The organism is Acinetobacter bereziniae (genome assembly GCF_016576965.1).
Taxonomy (GTDB): Bacteria; Pseudomonadota; Gammaproteobacteria; order Pseudomonadales; family Moraxellaceae; genus Acinetobacter; species Acinetobacter bereziniae.
Genome location: NZ_CP066119.1, coordinates 2789946 through 2814568, shown reverse-complemented (window position 1 = coordinate 2814568; position 24623 = coordinate 2789946). Strand labels below are relative to the sequence as shown.

The 24623-nt window shown below is 38.3% G+C and carries 22 protein-coding genes; 6 read left to right on the top strand and 16 right to left on the bottom strand.

Annotated elements, in window-relative coordinates; translation table 11 throughout:
• Positions 1-4: 4 nt before the first annotated feature.
• The 6 genes from cyoD to ppsA all read right to left on the bottom strand — a co-directional run bounded on the left by cyoD (position 5) and on the right by ppsA (position 7815).
• Positions 5-331 (bottom strand): cytochrome o ubiquinol oxidase subunit IV, encoded by a 327-nt coding sequence (gene cyoD, locus I9192_RS13295; protein WP_026040388.1) that lies wholly within the window; start codon positions 329-331, stop codon positions 5-7.
• The gene (gene cyoC / locus I9192_RS13290; RefSeq protein WP_004824417.1) at positions 328-948 is read right to left on the bottom strand and encodes a cytochrome o ubiquinol oxidase subunit III; all 621 of its coding nucleotides are present in this window, start codon (positions 946-948) and stop codon (positions 328-330) included. Before cyoC ends, cyoD begins: the two co-directional genes overlap by 4 nt.
• Positions 949-952: 4 nt before the next feature.
• Positions 953-2944 carry a cytochrome o ubiquinol oxidase subunit I gene (gene cyoB, locus I9192_RS13285; protein ID WP_004824415.1) on the bottom strand — a complete coding sequence of 664 codons (1992 nt, stop codon included), beginning with the start codon at positions 2942-2944 and terminating at the stop codon, positions 953-955.
• 3 nt (positions 2945-2947) lie between these two features.
• Complete coding sequence (gene cyoA / locus I9192_RS13280; protein ID WP_200149856.1) at positions 2948-4027, bottom strand: ubiquinol oxidase subunit II; 1080 nt, start codon at positions 4025-4027, stop codon at positions 2948-2950.
• 294 nt (positions 4028-4321) lie between these two features.
• Entirely contained in the window at positions 4322-5098 is a 777-nt protein-coding gene (locus I9192_RS13275; RefSeq protein ID WP_005032196.1) for an RDD family protein, read from the bottom strand.
• 338 nt (positions 5099-5436) lie between these two features.
• A complete protein-coding gene (gene ppsA / locus I9192_RS13270) occupies positions 5437-7815 on the bottom strand; it encodes a phosphoenolpyruvate synthase (protein WP_004824408.1) in 2379 nt (792 codons plus the stop codon).
• A 154-nt stretch (positions 7816-7969) separates the two neighbouring features.
• On the opposite strand from ppsA, the gene ppsR reads away from it, so the two are divergent.
• Positions 7970-8806 (top strand): posphoenolpyruvate synthetase regulatory kinase/phosphorylase PpsR, encoded by an 837-nt coding sequence (gene ppsR, locus I9192_RS13265; RefSeq protein ID WP_004824407.1) that lies wholly within the window; start codon positions 7970-7972, stop codon positions 8804-8806.
• 112 nt (positions 8807-8918) lie between these two features.
• Positions 8919-9671 (top strand): hypothetical protein, encoded by a 753-nt coding sequence (locus tag I9192_RS13260; protein ID WP_004824405.1) that lies wholly within the window; start codon positions 8919-8921, stop codon positions 9669-9671.
• Positions 9672-9714: 43 nt separating this feature from the next.
• Here the strand turns inward: I9192_RS13260 and I9192_RS13255 are convergent, their stop codons facing one another.
• The 5 genes from I9192_RS13255 to I9192_RS13235 all read right to left on the bottom strand — a co-directional run bounded on the left by I9192_RS13255 (position 9715) and on the right by I9192_RS13235 (position 14708).
• Positions 9715-10275, bottom strand: coding sequence for an NAD(P)/FAD-dependent oxidoreductase (locus I9192_RS13255; protein ID WP_004824403.1), 561 nt, complete (start codon positions 10273-10275; stop codon positions 9715-9717).
• A 978-nt stretch (positions 10276-11253) separates the two neighbouring features.
• The gene (gene yiaA, locus I9192_RS13250; protein WP_005032193.1) at positions 11254-11733 is read right to left on the bottom strand and encodes an inner membrane protein YiaA; all 480 of its coding nucleotides are present in this window, start codon (positions 11731-11733) and stop codon (positions 11254-11256) included.
• A gap of 227 nt (positions 11734-11960) precedes the next feature.
• Positions 11961-12974, bottom strand: a complete 1014-nt coding sequence (locus tag I9192_RS13245) for an LLM class flavin-dependent oxidoreductase (RefSeq protein WP_200149855.1) — start codon at positions 12972-12974, stop codon at positions 11961-11963.
• Positions 12975-13150: 176 nt separating this feature from the next.
• Complete coding sequence (locus I9192_RS13240; protein WP_004824397.1) at positions 13151-13669, bottom strand: glycine zipper domain-containing protein; 519 nt, start codon at positions 13667-13669, stop codon at positions 13151-13153.
• A 607-nt stretch (positions 13670-14276) separates the two neighbouring features.
• Positions 14277-14708, bottom strand: a complete 432-nt coding sequence (locus tag I9192_RS13235) for a hypothetical protein (RefSeq protein WP_004824395.1) — start codon at positions 14706-14708, stop codon at positions 14277-14279.
• A 391-nt stretch (positions 14709-15099) separates the two neighbouring features.
• Here I9192_RS13235 and prfA point away from each other — a divergent pair, with 391 nt between their 5' ends.
• Positions 15100-16188 carry a peptide chain release factor 1 gene (prfA, locus tag I9192_RS13230; protein WP_005032188.1) on the top strand — a complete coding sequence of 363 codons (1089 nt, stop codon included), beginning with the start codon at positions 15100-15102 and terminating at the stop codon, positions 16186-16188.
• Positions 16188-17006: a peptide chain release factor N(5)-glutamine methyltransferase gene (prmC, locus tag I9192_RS13225; protein WP_200149854.1), complete on the top strand. Its 819-nt coding sequence runs from the start codon at positions 16188-16190 to the stop codon at positions 17004-17006. The genes prfA and prmC overlap by 1 nt, the downstream gene beginning before the upstream one ends.
• Before the next feature lie 573 nt (positions 17007-17579).
• Here prmC and I9192_RS13220 read toward each other — a convergent pair.
• From I9192_RS13220 to I9192_RS13200, 5 genes are all read right to left on the bottom strand, one after another.
• A complete protein-coding gene (locus I9192_RS13220; protein ID WP_200149853.1) occupies positions 17580-18491 on the bottom strand; it encodes a bestrophin family protein in 912 nt (303 codons plus the stop codon).
• A gap of 110 nt (positions 18492-18601) precedes the next feature.
• Positions 18602-19417, bottom strand: coding sequence for an ABC transporter permease (locus tag I9192_RS13215; protein ID WP_005032182.1), 816 nt, complete (start codon positions 19415-19417; stop codon positions 18602-18604).
• Positions 19417-20388, bottom strand: a complete 972-nt coding sequence (locus I9192_RS13210; protein ID WP_200149852.1) for an aliphatic sulfonate ABC transporter substrate-binding protein — start codon at positions 20386-20388, stop codon at positions 19417-19419. Before I9192_RS13210 ends, I9192_RS13215 begins: the two co-directional genes overlap by 1 nt.
• A 278-nt stretch (positions 20389-20666) precedes the next feature.
• Positions 20667-21014, bottom strand: a complete 348-nt coding sequence (locus tag I9192_RS13205) for a hypothetical protein (RefSeq protein WP_004824377.1) — start codon at positions 21012-21014, stop codon at positions 20667-20669.
• Positions 21015-21251: 237 nt separating this feature from the next.
• Positions 21252-22289 carry an AraC family transcriptional regulator gene (locus I9192_RS13200; protein WP_005032178.1) on the bottom strand — a complete coding sequence of 346 codons (1038 nt, stop codon included), beginning with the start codon at positions 22287-22289 and terminating at the stop codon, positions 21252-21254.
• Between the two features lie 190 nt (positions 22290-22479).
• On the opposite strand from I9192_RS13200, the gene I9192_RS13195 reads away from it, so the two are divergent.
• Entirely contained in the window at positions 22480-23250 is a 771-nt protein-coding gene (locus I9192_RS13195) for a 3-hydroxyacyl-CoA dehydrogenase (RefSeq protein ID WP_004824374.1), read from the top strand.
• Positions 23251-23464: 214 nt separating this feature from the next.
• A complete protein-coding gene (locus tag I9192_RS13190) occupies positions 23465-24598 on the top strand; it encodes an acyl-CoA dehydrogenase (RefSeq protein ID WP_005032176.1) in 1134 nt (377 codons plus the stop codon).
• Positions 24599-24623: the final 25 nt, after the last annotated feature.

Here is a 24623-nt window from a genome sequence, read left to right as displayed (position 1 = left end):
CACCCTAGAGCATCATGTTTGAATGTAAGTAGTTCATGATCCATACAGAACCAATTAAGAGAACGGCAATCGTCAGAATCGTATAGATGAATGCAATGACGTTCCAGCGTTGTTCAGAAGATGAATTCATGTGCAAGAAGAAAATCAACTGTACAAGAACCTGAGCAACAGCAGTGATCGCAATTGTTGCAACAACAGCACCACCAGTCATGCCTTTCATCACCATCCCAAATGGGATGATGGTCAAAACGACAGAAAGGATGAAGCCGATAGAGTATTGTTTGATGTTTCCGTGCGACGCACCAGCAGCATTATGATCATGACTCATTATAAAGCTCCCAGTAAATAAACTACGCTGAATACACAGATCCAAACGATGTCAAGGAAGTGCCAGAACAAGCTTAGGCAAGCAAGACGACGCGTGTTTGGTAATGTCAAACCATATTTCTTGATTTGAACCATTAACACGATCATCCAGACTAAACCAGAAGTTACGTGGATACCATGCGTACCAACTAGAGTAAAGAACGCAGATAAAAACGCACTGTGGCTAGGACCATGACCCTCAAGAACTAAATGATGAAATTCATAAAGTTCCATGCCGATGAATGTTGCACCAAAGAGCCAAGTGATAATTAACCACATTAGCACTTGGTTGACATTTTTCTTGTATGAAGCAAGAACCGCGAAACCAAAAGTCACAGAAGAAATCAAGAGAGCGAAAGTTTCTACAAGTACGAAACCTAAAGACTCACCAAATAACTCTTTTGGACTTGGAGTACCAGGCGGAATATGACTGCTTAATACAGCGAACGCGATGAAGAGTGTACCGAATAAAATCAAGTCACTCATCAAGTATGTCCAGAAACCAAAGACTGTGATGTCAGTATCATCGTGATGATGATGCTCATCGTGTCCATGGTTGTCGTGATGAAGTACTTCAGCCATATCCTTAGTCCTTCTTCAAGTGTTTTTCAAGTAAAGCATAACGCTCATTTTCGATACGTTCTACTTCAGCAGCAGGTACATAGTAATCCACTTTCTTCGTGAATGAACTTACGATGAAGCTAATAACAGCACCAAGGAAAGTTACAACGACTAACCACCAGATATGCCAGATTAAAGCAAAGCCCATTGATGTAATGAACAACGCAATAACAAAGCCTGCAGCACGGTCGGTTGGCATATGAATATCTTCATATTTCTCAGGACGCGCATATGCAACACCATTCTCTTTGTCATTCCAGAAAGTATCAATACCATTGATTTTTGGAATTTCAGCAAAGTTATAGAACGGAGCAGGGGAAGAAGTAGACCATTCAAGTACACGACCATCCCATGGATCGCCAGTGTGGTCCATGTTGTCATGACGTTGTAAGAAACCTACGATGACTTGCATTAAGAAACAAGCAATACCGATAGCGACAAGTACAGCACCGAATAAAGCAATAGCTAGGTACGGATCCCATTCAGGGTTGTCATATGTATTCAGACGACGAGTCATACCCATGAAACCAAGGATATAAAGTGGCATGAATGCAAAATAGAAACCAAAGAACCAGAACCAGAAAGATGCTTTACCCCAAGTCTCATTTAACTTCCAACCAAACATTTTTGGCCAGTAGAAAGTGATACCTGCGAACATACCGAATACAACACCACCAATAATTACGTTATGGAAGTGAGCAATCAAGAATAATGAGTTGTGTACTAAGAAGTCAGCTGGTGGAACAGCCATTAATACACCAGTTAAACCACCGATACCGAAAGTCACAAGGAAACCAAGTGTCCAGTACATTGGTGATGTAAATGTAATACGACCCTTATACATGGTGAATAACCAAGAGAAGATTTTCACACCAGTAGGAATCGCAATAATCATGGTCATGATACCGAAGAACGCGTTAACGTTGGCACCAGCACCCATGGTAAAGAAGTGGTGTAACCATACGACAAATGCCAGTACAGTAATTGCAATTGTTGCATACACCATAGATTTGTAACCGAATAACGTTTTACGAGAGAACGTTGAAACGATTTCTGAGTAAAGACCAAAAGCAGGCAATACCAAGATATAAACTTCTGGGTGACCCCAAGTCCAAATCAAGTTCACGTAAAGCATTGGGCTACCGCCAAGCTCGTTGGTGAAGAAGTGGAAATCGAAGTAACGGTCAAGTGTTAACATTGCAATAGTTGCTGTTAATACTGGGAACGATGCGATGATCAAAACGGCTGTACAAAGTGCAGTCCAAGTAAAGATCGGCATGTCCATAAGTTTCATACCAGGCGCACGCATTTTAATGATGGTAACAAAGAAGTTAACACCTGTCAGAAGCGTACCTAGACCCGAAACCTGAAGTGCCCAGATATAGTAGTCAACACCAACACCAGGAGAATATTGAATGCCTGAAAGTGGAGGGTAAGCCATCCAACCAGTCGCAGCAAATTCACCTAATACAAGTGAAACCATCATCAAACCAGCAGCACCAGCAAATAACCAGAAACTTACAGAGTTCAATAATGGGAATGCAACGTCACGTGCACCAATTTGAAGTGGTACAGTAATGTTCATCATACCTACAACAAGACCCATGGCTACGAAGAAGATCATAATTACACCGTGTGCGGTGAAGATCTGATCGTAGTGGTCTGGATGTAAATAACCTTCACCACCACCTTTTGCAAGGAACAGTTGAAGACGCATCATGATTGCATCAGCGAAGCCACGAAGTAGCATCACTACAGATACAAGGATATACATGATACCGATTTTTTTATGGTCTACTGATTTAAACCATACATTCCAGAGATATCCCCATTTTTTGAAATAGGTGATACCGCCTAAAACTGCAATTGCGCCAAGGGCCATAACGACCATTGTCACAAGTACAATAGGCTCTTTAGGGATCGCGTCCCAATTGAGTTTACCTAATAACAAAGACATGTCTTATTCCCCTACAGAAGCAGTTGCATGTTCAGCACCTGCATGTTCAGCACCTGCATGTTCAGCACCTGCATGGTCTGCACCATGATAGTTGCTCATGTAAGTGTTGATAATGCTCTTGAACAAGTCAGGCGTAACTGAAGAATAATAAGTCACAGGATGAGGCTTAGTAGGGAATGGACCTTTACGTTCAGCTTCGTGTGCAGCTTTAATTTCTTCTGGCGTATGCGCATTGTTCAGCATTGCTTCAATTTGGTGTTTAGAACGGTCACCATCTTTGAGCGTAGCAAATTCAGTCGCATCAAGCGTGGTTTTTTGGATTGCTTCAGGATTAATTGAAGTTCCTTTACCTGCTTTGATTGCGTCTACCCATGCGTTGAAATCAGCATCAGAAACAGCGTGCGCACGGAAACGCATTTGCGTAAAGCCATAGCCGCTATAGTTCGCTGAGAATCCACGGTAGCCTTCTGCTGGACTTGGATGTTCTGCAAGCATATGTAACTTAGTTTGCATACCTGCCATTGCATAAACCTGACCTGCTAACTTAGGAATGAAGAAAGAGTTCATCGTAAAGTTAGAAGTGATTTGAAATTCAATTGGTTTATTGACTGGGAAACGAACTTCGTTAATTGTAGCTATCTGTTGTTCAGGATAGATAAATACCCATTTAAATTGTTCAGCGACAGCTTGAATTTTTAAATGTTCTTCCATCTGACCTTGAGTATTTGTTAATGGTCTGTAAGGGTCATACTTATGTGAACCCCACCATGTTAAATACGCAAGAATAGCAATAATAATACACGGGATACCCCATACTACAATTTCAATTGCAGTTGAGTGTGCCCATGTAGGTTTATAGTCTGCATCTTTATTCGACGCGCGATATTTCCAACCAAACCACAATGCCATTAAGATCGAAGGAATTACGACCAAAAGCATTAAATAGATCGCAGTCATCATCAGGCTACTTTGACCTTCAGCAACTGGACCTTTCGAGTTTAGAAGTACTAAATCACCACCACACCCAGTTAAGAGTGCAGCCATCGCAGATAAAGACAATACAGCTAAAGTCGTTTGTCTCATTTTACAACCTCGGTGAAGAGTCCCATTCCCTATATAAATATGGGATAGCGATTAAAGTGTCGCATGATTGAAAATGACTATTGTTTACAAATAGAAAACATTCTCAATGATCTGACACCGCTACGTTGTAGGGCATTATGCCTCATATCGGCAAACTTAGCTATAGATAGGGCATGAATATATTAATGTAAAAATACCTGATATTTTTAGTCGGAATTATAAAAAAAACAAAAACATAAATTATTATTTTTTCGTGATTTAGTATCAAAAATGGCGGGGTCACCGCCATTTCATTTATTCTGCAAGATCAATCACTTTGGTTTTTGCCAGGCGATCATGGAGTGCATAGTTGTTTTTTGAAAAAAACATAAATAAATCAACAATAAATACAATTGCAATAAGCGGAACAATGCTCATCAACTGAGAGAGAATCAGAAATAAAAACGAACGTACAAAAAAGCCTCTGAATGAGCCCGGTAGTTGATTGGTATTCACATCAACGATTTGAAGTTTGAATATTTTTTTACCAATCGACTGCCCCGACTTGGTAATCATAAAACATTGAATAATCAAGATTGCCAATACGAATACCATTAAACCAATATTGACATAGTTTGGTATGCTTTTACTGATTATTTCAGCGATCTGCATTTGGCTTTCTCTAGAAAATCCACCTTCAGCAATGTTGACTGCACTTTCAGGCATAAAATAAGCAATAGCAAGAATTTGCGGTAAAAACAATACTGCAAAATCGACGAGTTTTGCTGAAATACGTTTACCAACAGGTGCAGCTTTAATTGCTTTTTTAGTGGATCTTTCAACTTTTATGTTGGTAATTGCTTGGTTTTGTTGAGTGGGATGTTCAGGGGTAAAAGTTGTCGGTGTAATATAACCAACAGGTTCATAGACAAGTTTACCTTGTGTAAGTTCACCAAGTGCTTTCCATTCAGTCATTCCTTGATGCCAAGCTAAATCAGTTAATAAGACTTGCTGACTCGCAAGCATTTGATTCAGTTGTTCTATGGAATAGGGTCCAGCTTGTTGGTTATTTCTCGCCAAGTAAATTTGCATAAAACTCAATTCTCAAAATAAATCTAAAATACAAAAAGCGTAGATGATCAACGATAGCGTTATCATCAATATTCATCTACATTGTAATCCACTATGTATACTCGATTTTTGCACATATTAATATTAAATTTACACGAAATCTTAAAATATGAAGCAATATCATGTTGCTTTTATAAGGAATTAATATCGTGAAAATGTGTTTAACTTTAAAACTTAGCGATGGAAATTTTAATACATAACTGCGTATTCAGCAGTTGAGTTCAAATGAATTGAAGTTATAAATATTATTTCAAAAATAAAAAAGACCCTACAGGAGGGTCTTTTTTAGAGCATACAAATTAAGCTTGTTTGGTTTTTTCTTCTGCAAGGAAGAACCAAGTATCTAACACTGAGTCAGGATTTAAAGACACAGACTCAATACCTTGTTCCATTAACCATTTTGCAAGATCTGGATGGTCAGAAGGACCTTGACCACAAATACCGACATATTTCCCAGCTTTACGGCATGCATGAATCGCCATAGAGAGGAGGGCTTTAACCGCAGCATCACGCTCATCAAATAGGTGAGAGACAATACCAGAGTCACGGTCTAAACCAAGAGTTAATTGTGTTAAGTCATTTGAACCGATTGAGAAACCGTCGAAATGTTCAAGGAATTGTTCAGCCAATAATGCATTGGTTGGCAATTCGCACATCATGATGACTTTAAGACCATTCTCACCACGTTTCAGACCGTTTTGAGCCAATAACTCAATAACACGCTTCGCTTCAGATACAGTACGTACGAAAGGAATCATGATTTGAATGTTGGTTAAGCCCATTTCATCACGTGCTTTTTTCAATGCGCGGCATTCAAGTTCAAAACAGTCACGGAAGTTGTCAGAGACATAACGGCTTGCACCACGGAAACCAAGCATTGGGTTTTCTTCTTCAGGCTCATAGAGCTTACCACCGATTAAGTTCGCATATTCATTTGACTTAAAGTCAGACATACGAACAATCACTGGTTTATCTGCAAATGCAGCTGCAAGCGTAGAAATACCTTCAACCAATTTTTCAACATAGAATTCGATTGGAGATGCATAACCTGCAGTACGTGCCATAACAGCAGCACGAGTTTCGCGTGGCAGGCTGTCAATGTTGAGTAATGCTTTAGGGTGTACACCAATCATACGGTTGATAATGAACTCTAAACGTGCAAGACCAATACCTTCGTTTGGAATTTGAGCGAAGTCAAATGCGCGGTCAGGGTTACCAACGTTCATCATAATTTTGAACGGAAGTTTAGGCATAGATTCAATAGAATTACGTTGGATTTCAAAATCTAACGAACCTTCATAAATAAAGCCAGTATCACCCTCAGCACAAGAGACAGTCACTTCCTGTCCATCGACAAGCACTTCTGTGGCATTACCACAACCAACAATTGCAGGAACACCTAATTCACGAGCAATAATGGCTGCGTGACAAGTACGACCACCACGGTTAGTCACGATTGCTGCTGCACGTTTCATTACTGGTTCCCAGTCTGGGTCAGTCATGTCTGAAACGAGTACGTCGCCTTCTTGTACTTTGTCCATTTCTTTAATCGATGTCACGATACGGACTTTACCAGAACCGATACGTTGACCGATTGAACGACCTTCACAAAGAACCGTACCTTTTTGTTTAAGAAGGTAACGTTCCATTGTGCCAACATTTTCACGGCTTTTTACTGTTTCAGGACGTGCTTGAACGATATAGATTTGACCATCATCACCATCTTTTGCCCATTCAATGTCCATAGGCGCTTGATAATGTTCTTCAATAATCAATGCTTGTTTAGCAAGCTCTTGAAGCTCTAAATCATTAAGAGCAAATTGTTGGCGATCTGCTTTTTCAACATCAACCACAACGACAGATTTACCTGCAGCACCTTCTTCGCCATAAATCATTTTTTGGTGTTTAGAGCCAAGGTTACGACGGATAACAGCATGTTTGCCATTTTTGAGAAGTGGCTTTGAAATATAGAATTCGTCAGGATTGACTGCACCTTGAACAACCATTTCACCTAAACCATAAGAAGCGGTAATGAATACTGCTTCACGGAAACCAGATTCTGTATCGAGTGTAAACATTACACCCGCAGCGCCAGTTTCAGAGCGAACCATACGTTGAACGCCAGCAGAAAGGGCAACGATATCATGTGCAAAGTTTTGGTGTACACGGTAAGCAATCGCACGGTCATTATAAAGAGAAGCAAAAACTTCTTTAATTGCGATCAAAACATTATCGATACCACGAATGTTCAAGAAAGTTTCTTGTTGACCAGCAAATGAAGCATCAGGTAAATCTTCAGCAGTCGCAGAAGAACGAACAGCAACTGCAATGTCAGGATTGCCATTAGAAAGTGCAGCAAATGCTTCGCGAACTTCAGCCTCTAGACCTGTAGTAAGTGGAGTTTCTACAATCCATTGGCGGATTTTTGCGCCAGTTTCAGCAAGTGCAATGACATCATCAACATTTAATGCTGCAAGTTCTGCATTGATTTTAGCATTTAAGCCACTTTGCTCTAGGAATTCGCGATATGCATCAGCAGTCGTTGCAAATCCACCTGGTACAGATACGCCAGCATTTGCTAAATGACTGATCATTTCCCCAAGTGAAGAGTTTTTACCACCCACGATCTCAACGTCGTGTTTACCTAATTTTTCCAGACCGATTACGCGTGCTTCCAAAGTTGTTACTCCACTTATGCAGTATTAATCACTATCTTGGCATGAAATTATAACAAAAAACTTAGCATTTTGATTCAACTAAGTGATAGTCATGTAAGATGGGCTTACTATAAAGATTATACATCGCTAAGACAAATGTTTGAGGAGATTTTTAATGTCAGAAAGTAACCAAATAAAGCGGAGCGTATTTTTTATTTCTGATGGTACGGCGATCACAGCTGAAACCCTTGGACATTCATTATTAGCGCAATTTCCTCATGTAAAGTTTGATATTCATATCATTCCCTACATTACATCTGAAGAAGCGGCGATGAATGTGGTCGAAGAAATCAATCGAAGAGCTGATAAAGATGGTCAGCAACCATTGGTATTCGATACTTTGGTTGACCCTTATGTGCGTGACATTATTAATACTGCAAATGCAGTGAATCTTGATGTTTTTGAAGGGCTTATTAGTAAGTTGTCTGATGTTTTAGGAACTCAGCCTACAACTTTAGTCGGACAAACCCATGCTGTAACAGATTCTGAGTCTTATAAAGCACGTATTGATGCTGTACATTTTGCTTTAGACAATGACGATGGCGCGCGTACGCGACACTATGATAAAGCGGATTTGATTTTGATTGGGGTTTCTCGTTCAGGTAAAACACCGACATCTATTTATTTGTCATTACAATTTGGAATTCGTGTTGCTAACTATCCGCTCACTGAAGAAGACTTGGACGATAACCGTTTACCTGCTGTACTCAAAGAACATAAACATAAACTATTTGGTTTAATGATTGATGCTGAGCGTTTGGTTGCAATTCGTTCAGAACGCAAAGCCAATAGTCGCTATGCAAGTTTTTCACAATGCCAGATGGAACTTCGCGCTGTAGAGGGTATTTATATTTCTGAAGGAATCAAATATCTCAATGTTTCTGAAATGTCGATTGAAGAAATCTCAACACGAGTCCTACAAATGACAGGCTTAAAACGCAGAATTGGATAAATTGTCCTTAGCTTTGATCTTGCGAATATGATGGAATGACTGCTAAGAGCAGAATGCACATTTTGCTCTTATAAAATATGTATAGATGATTATGATAATGTTGAGTTGTTATATGAAAAAGATATTAAAAATAAGTTCATTTTCGATGTTTTTTTGTGCGCAGGGCATGATACTAACGCAGTTGCATGCCGAATCCTTAAAGGATTTCGAAACAACGTTGATTCAGAAATATTATCAAAATAGTTGTTCGTCGCGAAATGAATGTGATCAATACAATGAAAATATTTCTAATGCGATTGAAACAAAAATAAAAAAGGATCCTGCAAGTTTCACTTATTCTTTTCCTAAACTAACCGAAAAGAATATGTTGAAAATTCATTACAGCCCAGATCGCAAAATTAAATCTTATACAATGGATATTTCTGCTGGCGGTACGATGCGAGACTCCACGAATTTGATTCAATTGAAAGGCAAAAAAGGTCCAATCACTCAAGATTTAACAACAGTTGGATTTATCAATAAAATTGAGCAAGTTAAAATAAAAAATCGAGATGTATATTTAATCACCAGTGTTTTTGTTGGGAGTACATGCTCAAGAACTTATCGTATAAATTCATTCATATTGAACCAAGATAAATTCGCCCCAGTTCAAATTTTTGAAACGAAAACGAAAAATTTGGACTCAATAGACGTTGCAAACGATTGTCAGGACTGGGAACGTCCATTGGAAGATTTTATCCGTATTTCTAAAGATTTAAAGAATATCGATATTATGCTGATCAATAACGCTGGAAAACTGACGAACAACTACTTGCGCTATCAAAAGACTGCCAATAGTTATCGCTATATCGGACAGACAAAATAAAAGGAGGCAATACATGCCTCCTTCAATTAAATTTTATTCAAATCTATGATGTATAGGTACTAATAACAACATCAACGACATACTCTGTTCCATCCATACCGTGTATTGAATTGGATGTAATTTTAACAATTGGCCAAGCAATATGCTTGCATCGAGGATGTTGCAAGGCTGAATAATAATTATCGGATTTCAAAAAGACTTTATTTTTCATTGCCAGATTAGGCGTAAGCTGGCGTTTTAACCACTGGTCTTGGACTTGAGCATCTAAATATCGAATAGCCAACATTGCTTTAATTCGATGATTAAACAAACGACGATTTTTAATAATTAATGGATGCGAAATGAGTTTGTGTATGCCACGTTCTGTTTGTGGTAATACAAAAGCAGGCGAAATCTGAAAAACTTTGACCAGTTCAGCTTGCTTTAATAGCTGATCAAGTTGCGTTACAGTAAATTGATCAACCCCAATAATTGCAACTTTTAAACCAGAAAAGTCATGCAGTTTCATGTCTGTGGACGCAATGATTTTACCTGTATATGGCTTAAAAAACTCGGATTGGTTTTGAAAAAAACCTTCGTTTTGGCTCTTGTTCCTGGTGAGCATATTTATTCCTTTTTTTATTTATAGGTCGCTGAGAATCGCGACATTTATTGATATAACCAACTTAATCACAGAGGTAAAGTCTTTTCAAAATCTCACCAGTCATATTTTATAGACGCAACGCTGTAATGAAAAAACACACAAACTATATCGAAAATATGATTTTGCAATTTTGAGGTTTAAAAAAAACTATTTCTGATGTACTTGAATATCCATATTCGTCAAGATTTTAGTCAATAACACCAGAGTTGAATTCAATTCTTCTGCGTGATGAATGGTCAATATTGTTATTTATTCTATTTCATCTCATTTTGAAAAGATTGGCGAAATTATTCATTATCAAGTGATGAAAATATCAACTCGATAACAACTCAGTGAATTATTTGTCATATGAAAAGATTGTTGAGACATATAGTCATCCTGATGAAAAAACCATGTAGTGAAATATCATTTTTCTTAATCAATAAAATCAATAGATTGTTTGATGATCTAAAGTTTGTACTGCCACGTTTTAGCTCTAAAAGTTTAAACCGTTTTGCGTAGGCGATGGTTTACTTTGTCCAGCTCATTTTTATCCAATAGCATTATTTGCGCTGCAAACAAGCAGTGCTTTGTTTTTGCTCATATACACCCGTTCAACATAGCGACCTCTATGTCGCTTTACAATAGCAAGACCATCTATGATTCAAAAGGGCGAAATATATAAATGATCAAAATCTTCTAAGGAATATACAGTTTATTGAATATCAATGATTAATAACAAAGTACTTGTATGAATCATTAGACGGTTTGATCATAGGGCTAGACGAGGTACTTTTTTGGAGGCACATTTCGGTAATTTCTTCTGTATTTTCATGTATTAAAAAAGCCCAACAAAAGTTAGGCTAAGCGTTTTCCATCATTTTATCTGTTGAAATTGAATCGCGTGTCTCTCAATCTGATTAATTGATCAATACCTAAATTATCAGTGCCTTGAACAAATTATAATTTATCATCCTGTGTTTCGATCTCTTTTATTTCCACTTGGGATGGAAGAGAATGGGTTAATTCAGGTTGTGTATGTGTTCTCAAATACTCTAAATCACGAATGTTTTTCTGTACTGCAACAGCTCCGAATAGGCTGAGTAAAAATGCCATAATATAAAAGCCTTTTTCGCTCAAAGCCATGTTGGCATTCCATAAACCTAGTGCTAAAAGTACAACACAAATCACCACTGAGACCCAACATAAGCCATAGTAAATAGCGGTAACTTGTTGTCCTTCTAACTTATCTCGAACAATTTTTTGCAATGAAACAGCAGAAAATAATCCATAAAGAATCAAGATGAGGTAATAGCCTTTTTCGTTTAAGAGAATTTGTGCATTAAACAGACCCACACAGTAGGCGGCAGCGCCAGCAAGTAGTGCCACCCAGCTTACTGCAACAAAAGCAGGTGTTGGCTTATTGATATATTGATTCATTGTTGTTCCTAGTTGATATTCTACTGATTTTTATATGTTCTATTATGCTGATTTGAAAAGAGATGGCAAATCTTTTCATTTTTTCTGTTGTATTAATCTATGTTTTAAATCATAAATTACTGTAAATTTATATTTAAATTAAAGGTTTAGTAATATTGAAATCAAAAAAAACCAAAATGAAAATTCATATTTCATTTTGGTAAAGAGGAAAAGATAATGGGTTTGTATTATTTTTTTAAATCCATTAATAAACTAAAGTTATCTAAACGTTTCGATGTGTCATAGATGTCACAAGTGAAAATAAATTCATCCACTTGATATTGTTCAAGCAGTCGATTCAAACCTTTTTTCACTGTTTCTGGTGAGCCAATTTGCGCCATTGCGAGGAAATTTTGCACGGCCATTTTTTCTGAAACAGACCAGCGACCTTCCATACTTTCAACAGGTGGTTTGAGTTTTAAACTTTGCCCTGTCAGCAAAGCTTGAATTCGCAAATAGACACTGGTTGCAAAATATTCAGCTTCTTCATCTGTTTGAGCGACGACAGTAGGTACACCCATAGAGACAAAAGGTTGATCCAAATATTCAGAAGGTTGAAAGTTTTCACGATAAAGCTGGATGGCTTGTCCCAACATTCTCGGTGCAAAATGTGAGGCAAATGAATAGGGAAGCCCTAATTTTGCTGCAAGCTGAGCGCTGAATAAACTTGAACCTAAAAGCCAAACTGGAACATGCGTGCCTTGTCCAGGTGTTGCCTTAATTCTTTGGTTTGAATGAGCATCTGCAAAATAACTCAATATCTCTAAGACATCTTGTGGAAATTGATCTTCAGTTTCTTGGCGACCACGTCTTAATGCACGCATAGTCAGAGGATCTGTACCGGGCGCACGTCCTAAACCTAATTCAACGCGATTCGGATAAAGTGTTGCCAAAGTACCAAATTGTTCAGCAACCACCAGTGGTGCATGATTGGGTAGCATGATCCCACCTGAACCAACTTTGATGCTATGCGTATTTGCCAAGATATAACCTAAGAGTACTGCTGTTGCAGAACTGGCAATGCCATCCATATTATGATGTTCAGCTAACCAAAGACGATCGAATCCTAAGGTTTCAGCATGTTGAGCAAGTTCTAAGCTATGTTTAAGAGAAAACCCAACTGTTTGATCTTCACGTACAGGTGCAAGCTCTAAAATAGAAAACTTGGTAGTTTTTAATGCCGAATCTGCTATAGATGTCATTTTTTAACTCGATATAACTATATATCGAAATACTACGATATATGTTGAGTAATGTATATCGAAAATTGTCGATATTTGTATTTAAAGCTGAGAAAATACGACGGATAAAAAAAATCAAGCATCGGTAAATGCTTGATTGAATATATTGTTATATCAGTAGAAGCGGGAAATTAACTCTACCAACGGTTTTTATATTGACCATAGTGATGCCCGTTGTCATGGCGATAATTACGATTATTATAACGATAGTCTACATTGCGGTATCCGTTACGATCATAACGGTCATTATAACGTCCATAACGGTTGTCATAACGGTCATCATAACGACGATCTTCACTGACTTTTTTACCTAAAGCTGAACCACCAGCAGCACCAAGACCTGCACCGATATATCCACCTGTGGATGTACCTGTCACATTACGACCAACAGTATAACCACCTGCGCTACCTAAAGCGCCACCAATGATTGCACCATTTCTATCGCGTTTATTCGATGCCGCACCAGCACCAACACCACCACCGATCGCTGAACCAATCATTGCACCAGTGGAGCCACCCATTTGTTGACCAATTGCTGCACCTACAACACCACCAAGTGCAGATGTTAAGGCTGTATTGGTTGAGTTACCTGCATGTGCAGTTGTGACTAGAGTTGCTGCAAGAACAGTTGCACCAAGTATTGCTTGTAGTTTCATTTCAAACTCCTTGTCGAAGCTTCTTCAAATTATTTAACTTGAGCTTAGAATAACGAAACAATTAGCAATAATTATGGATGTGGATGTAAGCAATTTCTGTGTTTTGTTTCTAGATTGTATTTCTTGCTCTTTAATTGGTTCATATTATGTGAATGTTAAACTTTATTCTCAGCGCGATTGATCAGAGAGCATTCATATTAAAATTATGCAACAAGCGAGACAAAATAGAAGATTGAACTTTAAATGCGACTATCACAGCCTAGCACCTCATAGCAAAAAATAAGTCGGGTGAGCCGTCAGTTAGATTTAAAATTAGATGAAAATTTAACATGAGTTCGTGAAGATTATTGTTATCTCAATCAGCTAAATAACTTGTTAAATTAATCATATAGGGCTTAGGTAGCGACAATATTATTGACTGAATATAGGTGAAATGTTCTTTGCTTTTTCCATCAGCCAATTCGAGCTGATGCCATTATCATGCTGGGTGGCATGGATACAGTCGACCATTAAAGGCGAGATGGAATCATTTTTAAATATTGAGTGTAAAAGGCTTATATAACAAATAAAAAGCACCCGAAGGTGCTTGATGTCATTCACGGATCAATTAGTGATGACGACGATGTTTTTTGTAGTACTTTTTATTATACTTGCGTTGATCGGCATGACGGTCTTGAGATACTTTTTTACCTAAAACAGAACCACCCGCTGCACCTGCTGCTGCACCGATATAGCCGCCAGTAGTGCCACCCATATTTTTACCAACAGTGTAACCACCCACACCACCTAAACCGCCACCGATTGCAGCAGCAGTACGATCTCTTCTATTGGTTGAAGCTGCTGCACCGCCAGCACCACCCACTGCTGAACCAATCATTGCACCAGTGTTACCGCCAATTTGTTTACCTACAGCTGTACCAACAACACTTCCTAAAGCCGAAGTTGCTGCAATACGTGTTGAGTTGTCAGCATGGGCACTTACTGTAAACATTGAAGTTACTGCTAAAGCAGTACTAAATAAGATTGTATTAAATTTCATCTGTTGCTCCATGTCCTTAGATGGACAGCTCTATCTGTATTCGATGAAGCAAATGTAACAAAAGTTTTTCCCAAAAATGTGGAGATGAACCCGAAAATTGATAACGTTTGGTATCTGAATGTATGTTTTCTATTAAAAGTGATTTTAAAACATGCAAACGCTGGGACAAAAAGGAGAATTGATGAAGATAATACGGTTATGAATAAGCATAAAGCTCGTAAATTGGCAGATAAATTCGTTAAGTTCACGGCAGAGCGCCTATATAAATGTGTCATTTAAATGGCAGAATCGGTAAACTATGCACAATTTTAGAATTTTCTTAGCCATGTGATTGAGGTTGTATTTTAAATCTTAAAATGTGGTTAAGGCTTAGCTTGAGAATGTATTTAAAATGAAAGAATCGTTACGTTTACGATTAGATCAACTTTGTGATCGGCATGAGGAATTAGAGGCATTATTGGCAGACGTTGAAGTCATCTCTGACAATAAGCGCTTTCGTAATTTATCACGTGAGCATAATGATTTATCAGAAATTACTGAAGTTTGGAAAAAATATAAGCAAGCTGAAGAAGATATTGAAACAGCTGAAGTGATGTTAACCGATCCAGATTTTAAGGATATGGCTGTTGAGGAAATCAAAGAGAATAAAGCTTTAATTGAGCAACTCGAATCTGAGTTGAATATTCTCATGATTCCAAAAGACCCGAACGATGCGAACTCGGCATATTTGGAGATTCGCGCCGGCACAGGTGGTGATGAAGCGGCGATCTTTTCAGGTGATTTATTCCGTATGTATAGCAAATATGCTGAGTCACAAAATTGGCGTATTGAAATCTTATCTGAAAACGAGGGTGAGCATGGTGGCTATAAAGAAATCATTTGCCTCGTCAATGGTGAGGGCGTTTATGGGCGCTTAAAGTTTGAAAGTGGTGCGCATCGTGTACAACGTGTACCTGCAACAGAGTCGCAAGGGCGAGTACATACTTCTGCGTGTACAGTTGCAATTCTTCCAGAAGTTGATGTAGATACAACAGTTGATATTAATCCTGCTGATCTACGTATCGATACATACCGCGCATCTGGTGCAGGTGGTCAGCACATTAACAAAACTGATTCAGCAGTGCGTATTACTCATATTCCAACGGGAACAGTTGTTGAATGTCAGGATGAGCGTTCACAGCATAAAAACAAAGCCAAAGCGATGGCGTTATTGGCATCACGTTTAGAAAATGCAAAACGTGCTGCGGCAGATGCTGCAACTTCTGAAATGCGCCGTGACTTGGTCGGTTCTGGTGACCGTTCAGAACGAATCCGTACATATAACTATCCACAAGGTCGTATGACAGATCACCGTATCAATTTAACCTTATATAAGTTGGATGCTGTTATGGAAGGTGATTTGACTGAACTTTTAGATAGCTTGCATCGTGAATATCAAGCTGATCAGCTGGCAATGCTTGCTCAACAAAACGGTGGATAATGAATATTGCACAGGCATTAGCCTTACGTGGAGAGCCAGAAAGTTATGAGCGTCAAGAGAATGCTTGGTTACTTGAGCATATTCTAAAAATTGATGCTTTTGATTTGTCACTTAAATCAGCCCAGGAATTAACCACTGAACAAGAACAGCAATATACGGATGGTTTAGCACGTATTCAAGCTGGTGAACCTTTGGCTTATGTGACGGGTTCACAGCCGTTCTGGACATTGGATTTAACAGTGAGCAAAGATACTTTAGTTCCTCGTCCTGATACCGAAGTTTTGGTGGAAACTGTACTGCATTTAGATTTACCAGAAGATTGCCGTATTGTAGATCTGGGGACAGGGACTGGAGCGATTGCTTTATCATTGGCAAGTGAACGTCCGAATTGGTCTGTAACAGCGACAGATGTTTATGAGCCAACTTTAGAGGTTGCACTATACAATGCTGAAAAGCATGATTTAACACAGGTGAAGTTTTATTTGGGCAGTTGGTTCAATGCCTTAAATCGGCAATATTTTGATGTGATTGTTTCCAATCCTCCTTATATTGATGCTGAGGATGAGCATATGCCACAGCTTGCTTCTGAACCTGAACGTGCTTTAGTTGCCGATCAACATGGTTTAGCAGACATTGAACATATTATCCAGCAGGGTAAAAAATGGCTTGCAACACAAGGTTGGATCGTGCTTGAACATGGTTATGATCAAGCTGAGGCGGTACAACAGATATTTAAAGGTGCAGGTTTTAAACAGGTTCGAACTGTAAAAGATTATGGCGGTAATGATCGTGTGACTTTAGGTCAGTGGCCCAATTAATTTCTTGCTGTATCAATAAGGCGTTACTAGGTGTTTGGGTAGACAGATGGTAAAGCCTTTTTATTTATTCTTGTTTTTTATTCTATAGTCAATCTGTTGAAAAATTCATACAGTAGAATATCATTTCTCTTGATCAATAAAATTAAAGCGATCAATATATTGTTTGATGATATAAAGCTTGCACTGCCACGCTTTAGCTCTAAAGTTTAAATTGTTTTGCGTAGGCGATACTTTACTTTTCAGAGATGAAAAGTAACAAAAATTTTCCGTTGAGCGAGGGGTACATCCTAATACCCCCGCTCAACATGGCGACATCCATGTCGCCTCGTGATAGCAAGACTGTTTATGATTCAAAAGTACAAAATAAATGAATCAGCCAAATCACTTATGTGAATAATCAGGCGGTTTGACTATAAATATTAAAGTGAGTGCCAAAAGCAGTTTTATTTTTCTTAAAAAGTTTTGCACACTCATTTTCATAAGTTCAAGCCAATTATATTACTGATGATCTGCATGACGTGCATATATTAAAATGCTATGAAGTTAAAAATCGGATCAATTAAAAAATCCATATTAAGTCAAATTACTTTTAACCAATTGGATCGGTTCGAGCAATTCCTCGCCCAGTGAACTCAGCATTTCTCTTTCGATTAAACGGGTAATTGCATCTAATGGCAAATCATTTTCTTGTAAGCCAAAAGGTTCTTCGAGTTGCGCACTCAATGCATCCAAGCCTAAAAATAAATACGCAATTAAGCTAACAATCACAGGTGTCCAGATACCAAGACTGGCTTCTAAACTAAAAGGTAGAATTAAGCAGAAGCAATACACGGTACGATGTAGTAATACTGAGTAAGAATAAGGTAGTGGCGTACTCAAAATACGATCGCAACCAGCCTGAATATTTCCCAAAGCAACAATATGTTGATTTAAACCTTGGTAAATAATATCTGAAATTTCACTTTGATGAAGAGATGATACTAAGGATTTTTGAATATGCTCTAAAACATATTGTGAGGCATTGATGTGATGAGGCAGTTGATCGAATATAGAGTCATCTAAGGTAACTTTGTTTTTATAAAACTCAATGGCTTGATTCTGATTGCGTAGGCGATTTCTGAGCAAGCAAGTAAAAAGCATGACACGATACATCAGCACTTGACGTTGCTGTTCAGGTAAAACATGACTGTCTCGTGAAATATGGCGAGATGTGGCGATCAATGCCCCCCACAATTTACGACCTTCCCACCAGCGGTCATAACAAGCAGTATTTCTAAAGCTTAAGAAGATAGACAGGATAATACCAAATACAGTAAATCCAATTGCGGGTACGGCAGGAAAGGTAAAATAATGATGGGAAGATAAATAGACTAAAATTGTGGAGATCAGCACAACGAATGCCAATGCAGGCAAGACTTTGGGAAGAATGGTGCCATGCCAAGCAAAAAGTAGGGCAAAGCTATTACTTTTATCGCGAATGATCATACTGTCTACCTAAATGTAACGGCAACAGTGTTCCATAGGAAAAACCCTAAATGCAAGTTTCAGATAAGGAAATTAAAAAATACGGCTTAGAAAAGCCGTATTTGATTGATTTACGTCCGCCAACGTAACAACCAGTTTTCAATCCATTTCATCATGGTGTCTGTTAATTTACCAAGAACAGCCAATAAAATAATCGCGATAATTACAATATCTGGTCGTGAAGTTTCGCGACCATCACTAAGTAAATAACCAATCCCTTGTGTTGCTGCAATCAGTTCGGCTGCAATCATAAACATCCAAGCCAAGCTTAAACTATTTCTCAGCCCCACTAAAATTCCTGGTGAAGCTGCAGGAAGAACGATTTGAAAAATTATTTGCATATGGCTTAGTCGATAGACTTTTGCGACTTCAAATAATTTTTTATCTACATTATGAATGGCTGAAACTGTATTGGTATAGGTGGGGAAGAATGCACCGATGGCAATTAAAGTAATTTTTGAAGCTTCATCAATTCCTAACCACAATAGCAGTAGTGGAATCCATGCAAGGCTCGGGATTGATTTAATTGCAGAAAATGTCGGTTCTAAAAATGCTTCAATATGTTGGTTTAAACCAACAGCGATTGCAAAGATAAGCCCAAGTGCACTTCCTACAAAAAAGCCAAAGAAAACTCGCCATGTACTGGTATATACATGCGTGAATAAATCACCCTGTGCCAAATCTCGAAATGATGCGAGTAAACTGCTGGGTGCTGGCAGTAAATAGGGTTCAATCCACCCTGTGCGAACAAGGTATTCGCATAGGAGTATGATCAAAACAGGGAGGGTGATTGCTTTTAGCCACTTCAATAAATGAGCTTTAATTACAGGGTTTTTAACAACTGTAGGCACATTTGTATGTGATGCTGAAGCAGAAATTTTGTTCATTATTTCCCTACAACCTTTTGCGCGTATTTACTGTCAAATAACTGATCGATGACTTGGTTAACATTGGTACCTTTACGTACTAACTCCTCTTCATTCAAAATCGCTCCTGCCTTCTTTAAGGCATTCAAATGTTTTGTGGTTGGAATGTTTTGGTCGAGATTGGTTCGGCTAAGTTGAAGTTTAGCAACTTCAAGTGGTAATTTTGCTTCACGGGCCAACAGTTCAGCTACTTTGTCAGGGTTGGCTTTTGCCCATTTACGTGCTTGTTCATAAGCTTTGATTACGGCATCTATAGCTTCAGGACTTTGTGCTGCAAACTGATCTTTAACACTTAAAACACTATAGCTATTAAATGAAACATTACGATAAAGCAGCTTAGCACCTGATTGTAACTGTGCAGAAGCCATAAGTGGATCAAGCCCAGCCCAAGCATCGACCTGTCCTCGTTCTAAAGCAGTTTTACCATCTGGATGTTGTAAATGTACCAGTTGTACATCGCGTTTACTTAAGCCAACTGTTTCAAGTGCTTGGAGAGTGAAAAGGAATGGATCAGTCCCTTTGGTTGCCGCTATTTTCTTACCCTTTAAGTCCTTTAGTGATTTGATGGCTGAGTTTTTAGCCACCACCAACGCTGTCCATTCAGGTTGGCTTTGAATATAAACAGTTTTAATTGGGCTTCCATTGGCACGACTTAATACTGCAGCCAGCCCAGCTGTTGATGCAAAGTCGATACTGCCATTGTTTAGATATTCGAGCGAACGGTTACTCCCTTGGCTGAACACCCATTTGATCTCTGTTTTTGGCAAGGCTTTTTCTAAGAGTTTTTGCTCTTTGACGACTAAACTTGTTGGAGCATAATAAGCATAGTCGAGTTTTAATATTGTTGGGATGGCAGCGAAAGATGCTGTAACTGTTAAGCTAAGAGCAACGCTAGACACTAAAGCTGTTATTTTTTGACCAAAAGATTTCATAAATACCCCATAAAATTCAAAGAGAAAAACAGAGTAGATATGTATAGTTTTTATGGCATCAGTACAAAAAAGAATAATAGATAAGCACTTCAATAAAACAGAATTATCATTTTTTTGCGATTAATTGATTGATTTTTATATACAATAATTATCCTAATCTGTTTTTGATGTATTTAGTAGATTAGTAGAAAGCGATAGTAAAAAAAATTCTTAGCACTTTTTGCGATTTAAACATAAAAAAACGGCTTGATTTCAAACCGTTTTTTATTGAACTACTTTTATATTGGATAATCTTCGAGGCTATCTGCAATTTCAACTTGGTCTAAGGCATTGGTTTCAAGTGCAAGACACAGTGCTACAATTTTCGCTGTATCTGCAATATTTTCTTTTTTCATTGCCAAACCAGATTGGATCGCTTCAATACGCTCTTGCTGGATATCGAGTGCTTGAGCAAGATCTGAAGCATTGTTGATGTTCAGAAAGTCATTGATCGCATCTGCAACATCACGATCTGAAGCTTTTAAAATTCCTTCTATCAACTCATCTAAATGTTCAGTTTGAGCAGAAAGGGAATGGATAAAATTTTGAACTAGATTTTGCTCTAGTACATCAATCATCTTAATCATGTTAGTGACCTGAAAGCTGATTAAAGGGGAGGAGGGTACCACAGGAAGTAAGCAGAAAGACTGCTTTGAATTGAGTGAAAAATATACTAATAATGGCGAATTTGCAACCATGTTCAGATAAGCTGTAAAACTTTATACAAGCTTTTCAAATTTATAAGAATAAAATTAAAATACCTTTAATACATACTTGAGTAAGAACATGAAATCATTTTTGCAAAGCCATTTAAGCTTATTCTTTTAACCTAAATGTTTATGTTCGCGATAAGCACCAGGGCTTACACCAGTCCATTTTTTAAAAGCACGGTGAAATGCACTTGCATCTTGAAAGTTTAATAATTCGCTGATGTCTTGTAAGGTATGCGTTGTTTTGGTTAAAAGATCAATTGCCATGTCACAGCGAATATCATTTTTAAGCTGTTGATAGCTTGTACCTTCGCTTTTTAAACGACGCTGAATTGTTGCTTCAGAAATATTCAGTTGTTCAGCTAAATCACCTAACTCCAACCAAGCACAAGGTGAAAGAGAAAGTAATTTTTTTCGTACCATAGAACTCAATGCCAAAGGATTCTTAAACCTTAATAGCAAGTTTTCAGGACTGTTTTTGATAAATGTATACCAAGATTTTTGGTCACGTTTAATCGGGATACTTAAGTAATTTGCATCGAATTGCAGATAGTTTTCGTCTGTTTGATAAGTGATATGTTCACAAAAGCGAACGCGATAATCTTGATCGTCTTCTGGAGCTGTGCATTTTAATTGTAATTGTTTGAGTAGAATACGTTGATCAGCTAACCAACAAATCAAACTATGAATCAGCATAATGTAGGTGGCATAACAGAACATGGCTTTGGTTTGTAATTTATCTGTAATGACAATGTAGGCATAATTTTCATCAATTACCAATTTACTGGAAAAATCATCAAGAACAAGATTAAAAAATTGTAGGATTTGTTCGATGGCAATGTGAAGTGTATCGGCTTGCATCACCATCTTCGTGAGTAATTTATAGCAGCCACGGCGCATTTGATGAGAATCCATACCAAAGAATTCATCATTCATTTGATCTGCAATTTCAGTCCAAAGTTTTGCATAGCTTGAAACAGCAATTCTTGCTTTAGGCGCATTAAAAAGTTCAAGCGGAATCTCGGCATTGGCTAAGATTTTTTCAATATCGAAGCCTTTGTTTTTTGCACCAATCAACGCCTCATGTACGAGTGCAATTGAGATGGTTCCTTTACTTTCAATGAAGTGTTGATTGTTCACAGTATATTCCATTATCTTGTGAGCGCATTTAAGACGTGGTTAAGTGACCCAAAAATTCTAAATTGTCCAAATCCATCATACAGGATGCAACTTTTGGAAATTGTACTCAAGCTGGACTATGTTTACTCTTCATCTTAAGTCGAAAATGGGTTTAATTTAAAATCTATAGCTATTTATTTAAACAATGAATTAAGGAAGAAAAATGAAAATTGAAGGAAAAGTCTTTGTGGTAACAGGTGGTGCATCTGGACTCGGTGCTGCAACGGCAACACATTTGGTGGCTCAAGGCGCAAGCGTGATCATGGTAGATATGAACCATGAACTGGGTGAAGAAATGCAAAAACGTCTTGGTGAAAAATCCAAATTTGTACCATTGGATGTGACCAATGAAATTGCGGTAGAACAATTCTTTAAACAACTCGAACAAGATTATGGACAACTTAACGGTTTAATTAACTGTGCAGGTATTGGTCCTTCTGCAAAGGTATTAGGGAAAAACGGTATCCATGCTTTGGATGCATTTCAGAAGGTTTTAAATATTAATGTATCAGGTACATTTAATATGCTTCGTTTTGCCGCAGATGTTATCTCACGTTATGAACTTGCAGCTGGTGAAGAAGATCGTGGAGTCATTATCAACACAGCTTCAGTGGCGGCTTTTGATGGACAAATTGGGCAAACTGCATACGCTGCGTCCAAAGGAGCTGTTGTCGCAATGACTTTACCTTTGGCAAGAGAGTTGTCGCAACATGCAATTCGTGTCATGACGATTGCTCCCGGCATTATGGAGACACCGATGTTGAAAGCTTTGCCACAAAATGTTCAAGATGCTTTAGGGGAAATGGTGCCTTTTCCTAAGCGTCTTGCCAAACCTGAAGAATTTGCACAACTCGTTGGGCATATTTGTGAAAATAGTTATTTAAACGGAGAAACAATTCGTTTAGATGGCGCGATTCGTATGCAACCGAAGTAAGTTACATCCCTTTATGCTTTTAGATGGGATTAGCTTCAACTGTTGATTACGCCATTTATAAAGCAAAACACCTGAAAAATAATGTCCCATACTGCTTAAAAGGTGGTATTGGGCAAATTTGACTTTAAATTTTGTTGATCAGTTCCTGTGCTTGATTTTGAGATAGGAATTTAAATATTCAAAATTGTTAAAAACGAACTAAAAGGGAAGCTCGATGATACTCAATGATGATCAAAAGATGGTTCAAGAAATGATGCGGAATTATGCTCAAAATGAACTCAAGCCAACTGCTGCTGAACGAGATAAGCATTCACAATTTCCGAAACAGCAATTAGCAGCATTGGGAGATTTGGGTGCATTAGGAATGACCGTATCAGAACAATGGGGCGGCGCAGGTTTGGACTATATGTCCTTGGTCGTTGCAATTGAAGAGATTGCGGCTGGTGATGGCGCGATTTCTACCATTGTGAGTGTACAAAACTCATTACCGTGTGGGATTATTCAAAAATATGGCTCAGAGCAACAAAAACAAGATTATTTAATCCCATTGGCAACAGGGCGATGGCTTGGTTGTTTTTGTTTAACAGAGCCACAAGCAGGTTCAGATGCTGGTGCTCTATTATGTAAAGCTGAACGGGATGGAGATACATGGGTCATTAATGGCACCAAGCAGTTCATCACTTCGGGACAAAATGCCCAAGTTGCGATTGTATTCGCCATGACGGATAAGACAGCTGGAAAAAAGGGAATTTCTTGCTTTATTGTTCCAACTGATACGGAGGGATATATTGTTTCCCGTATCGAAGACAAAATGGGGCAACACTGTTCTGATACTGCGACGATTGTTTTCGAAAACTGTCGAATTCCTGCTGAAAATTTATTGGGAAATGAGGGTGAGGGCTACAAAATTGCCTTATCCAATTTAGAGTCAGGACGAATTGGCATTGCATCGCAATGTGTAGGTATGGCTCGTGCAGCATTGGATGCCGCCGTTGAATATGCCAATGAGCGTAAAGCTTTCGGTGTGGAACTGGTTCAGCACCAAGCGGTGGCATTTCGACTGGCTGACATGGCAACTCAAATCGAGGCAGCACGTCAATTGATTTACCATGCCGCAAGTTTGAAAGATGCTGACTTGCCTTGTTTAAAAGAAGCATCTATGGCAAAACTTTTTGCATCGGAAATCGCTGAAAAAGTTTGTTCAGATGCCATTCAAATACATGGTGGCTATGGCTATGTTTCAGATTTTCCTGTTGAACGGATTTATCGAGATGTGCGTGTTAGTCAGATTTATGAAGGTGCATCAGATATCCAACGTTTGGTCATTGCGCGTGCTGTGATTCAATAACACACAACTGAGAAAACTCCTTTTA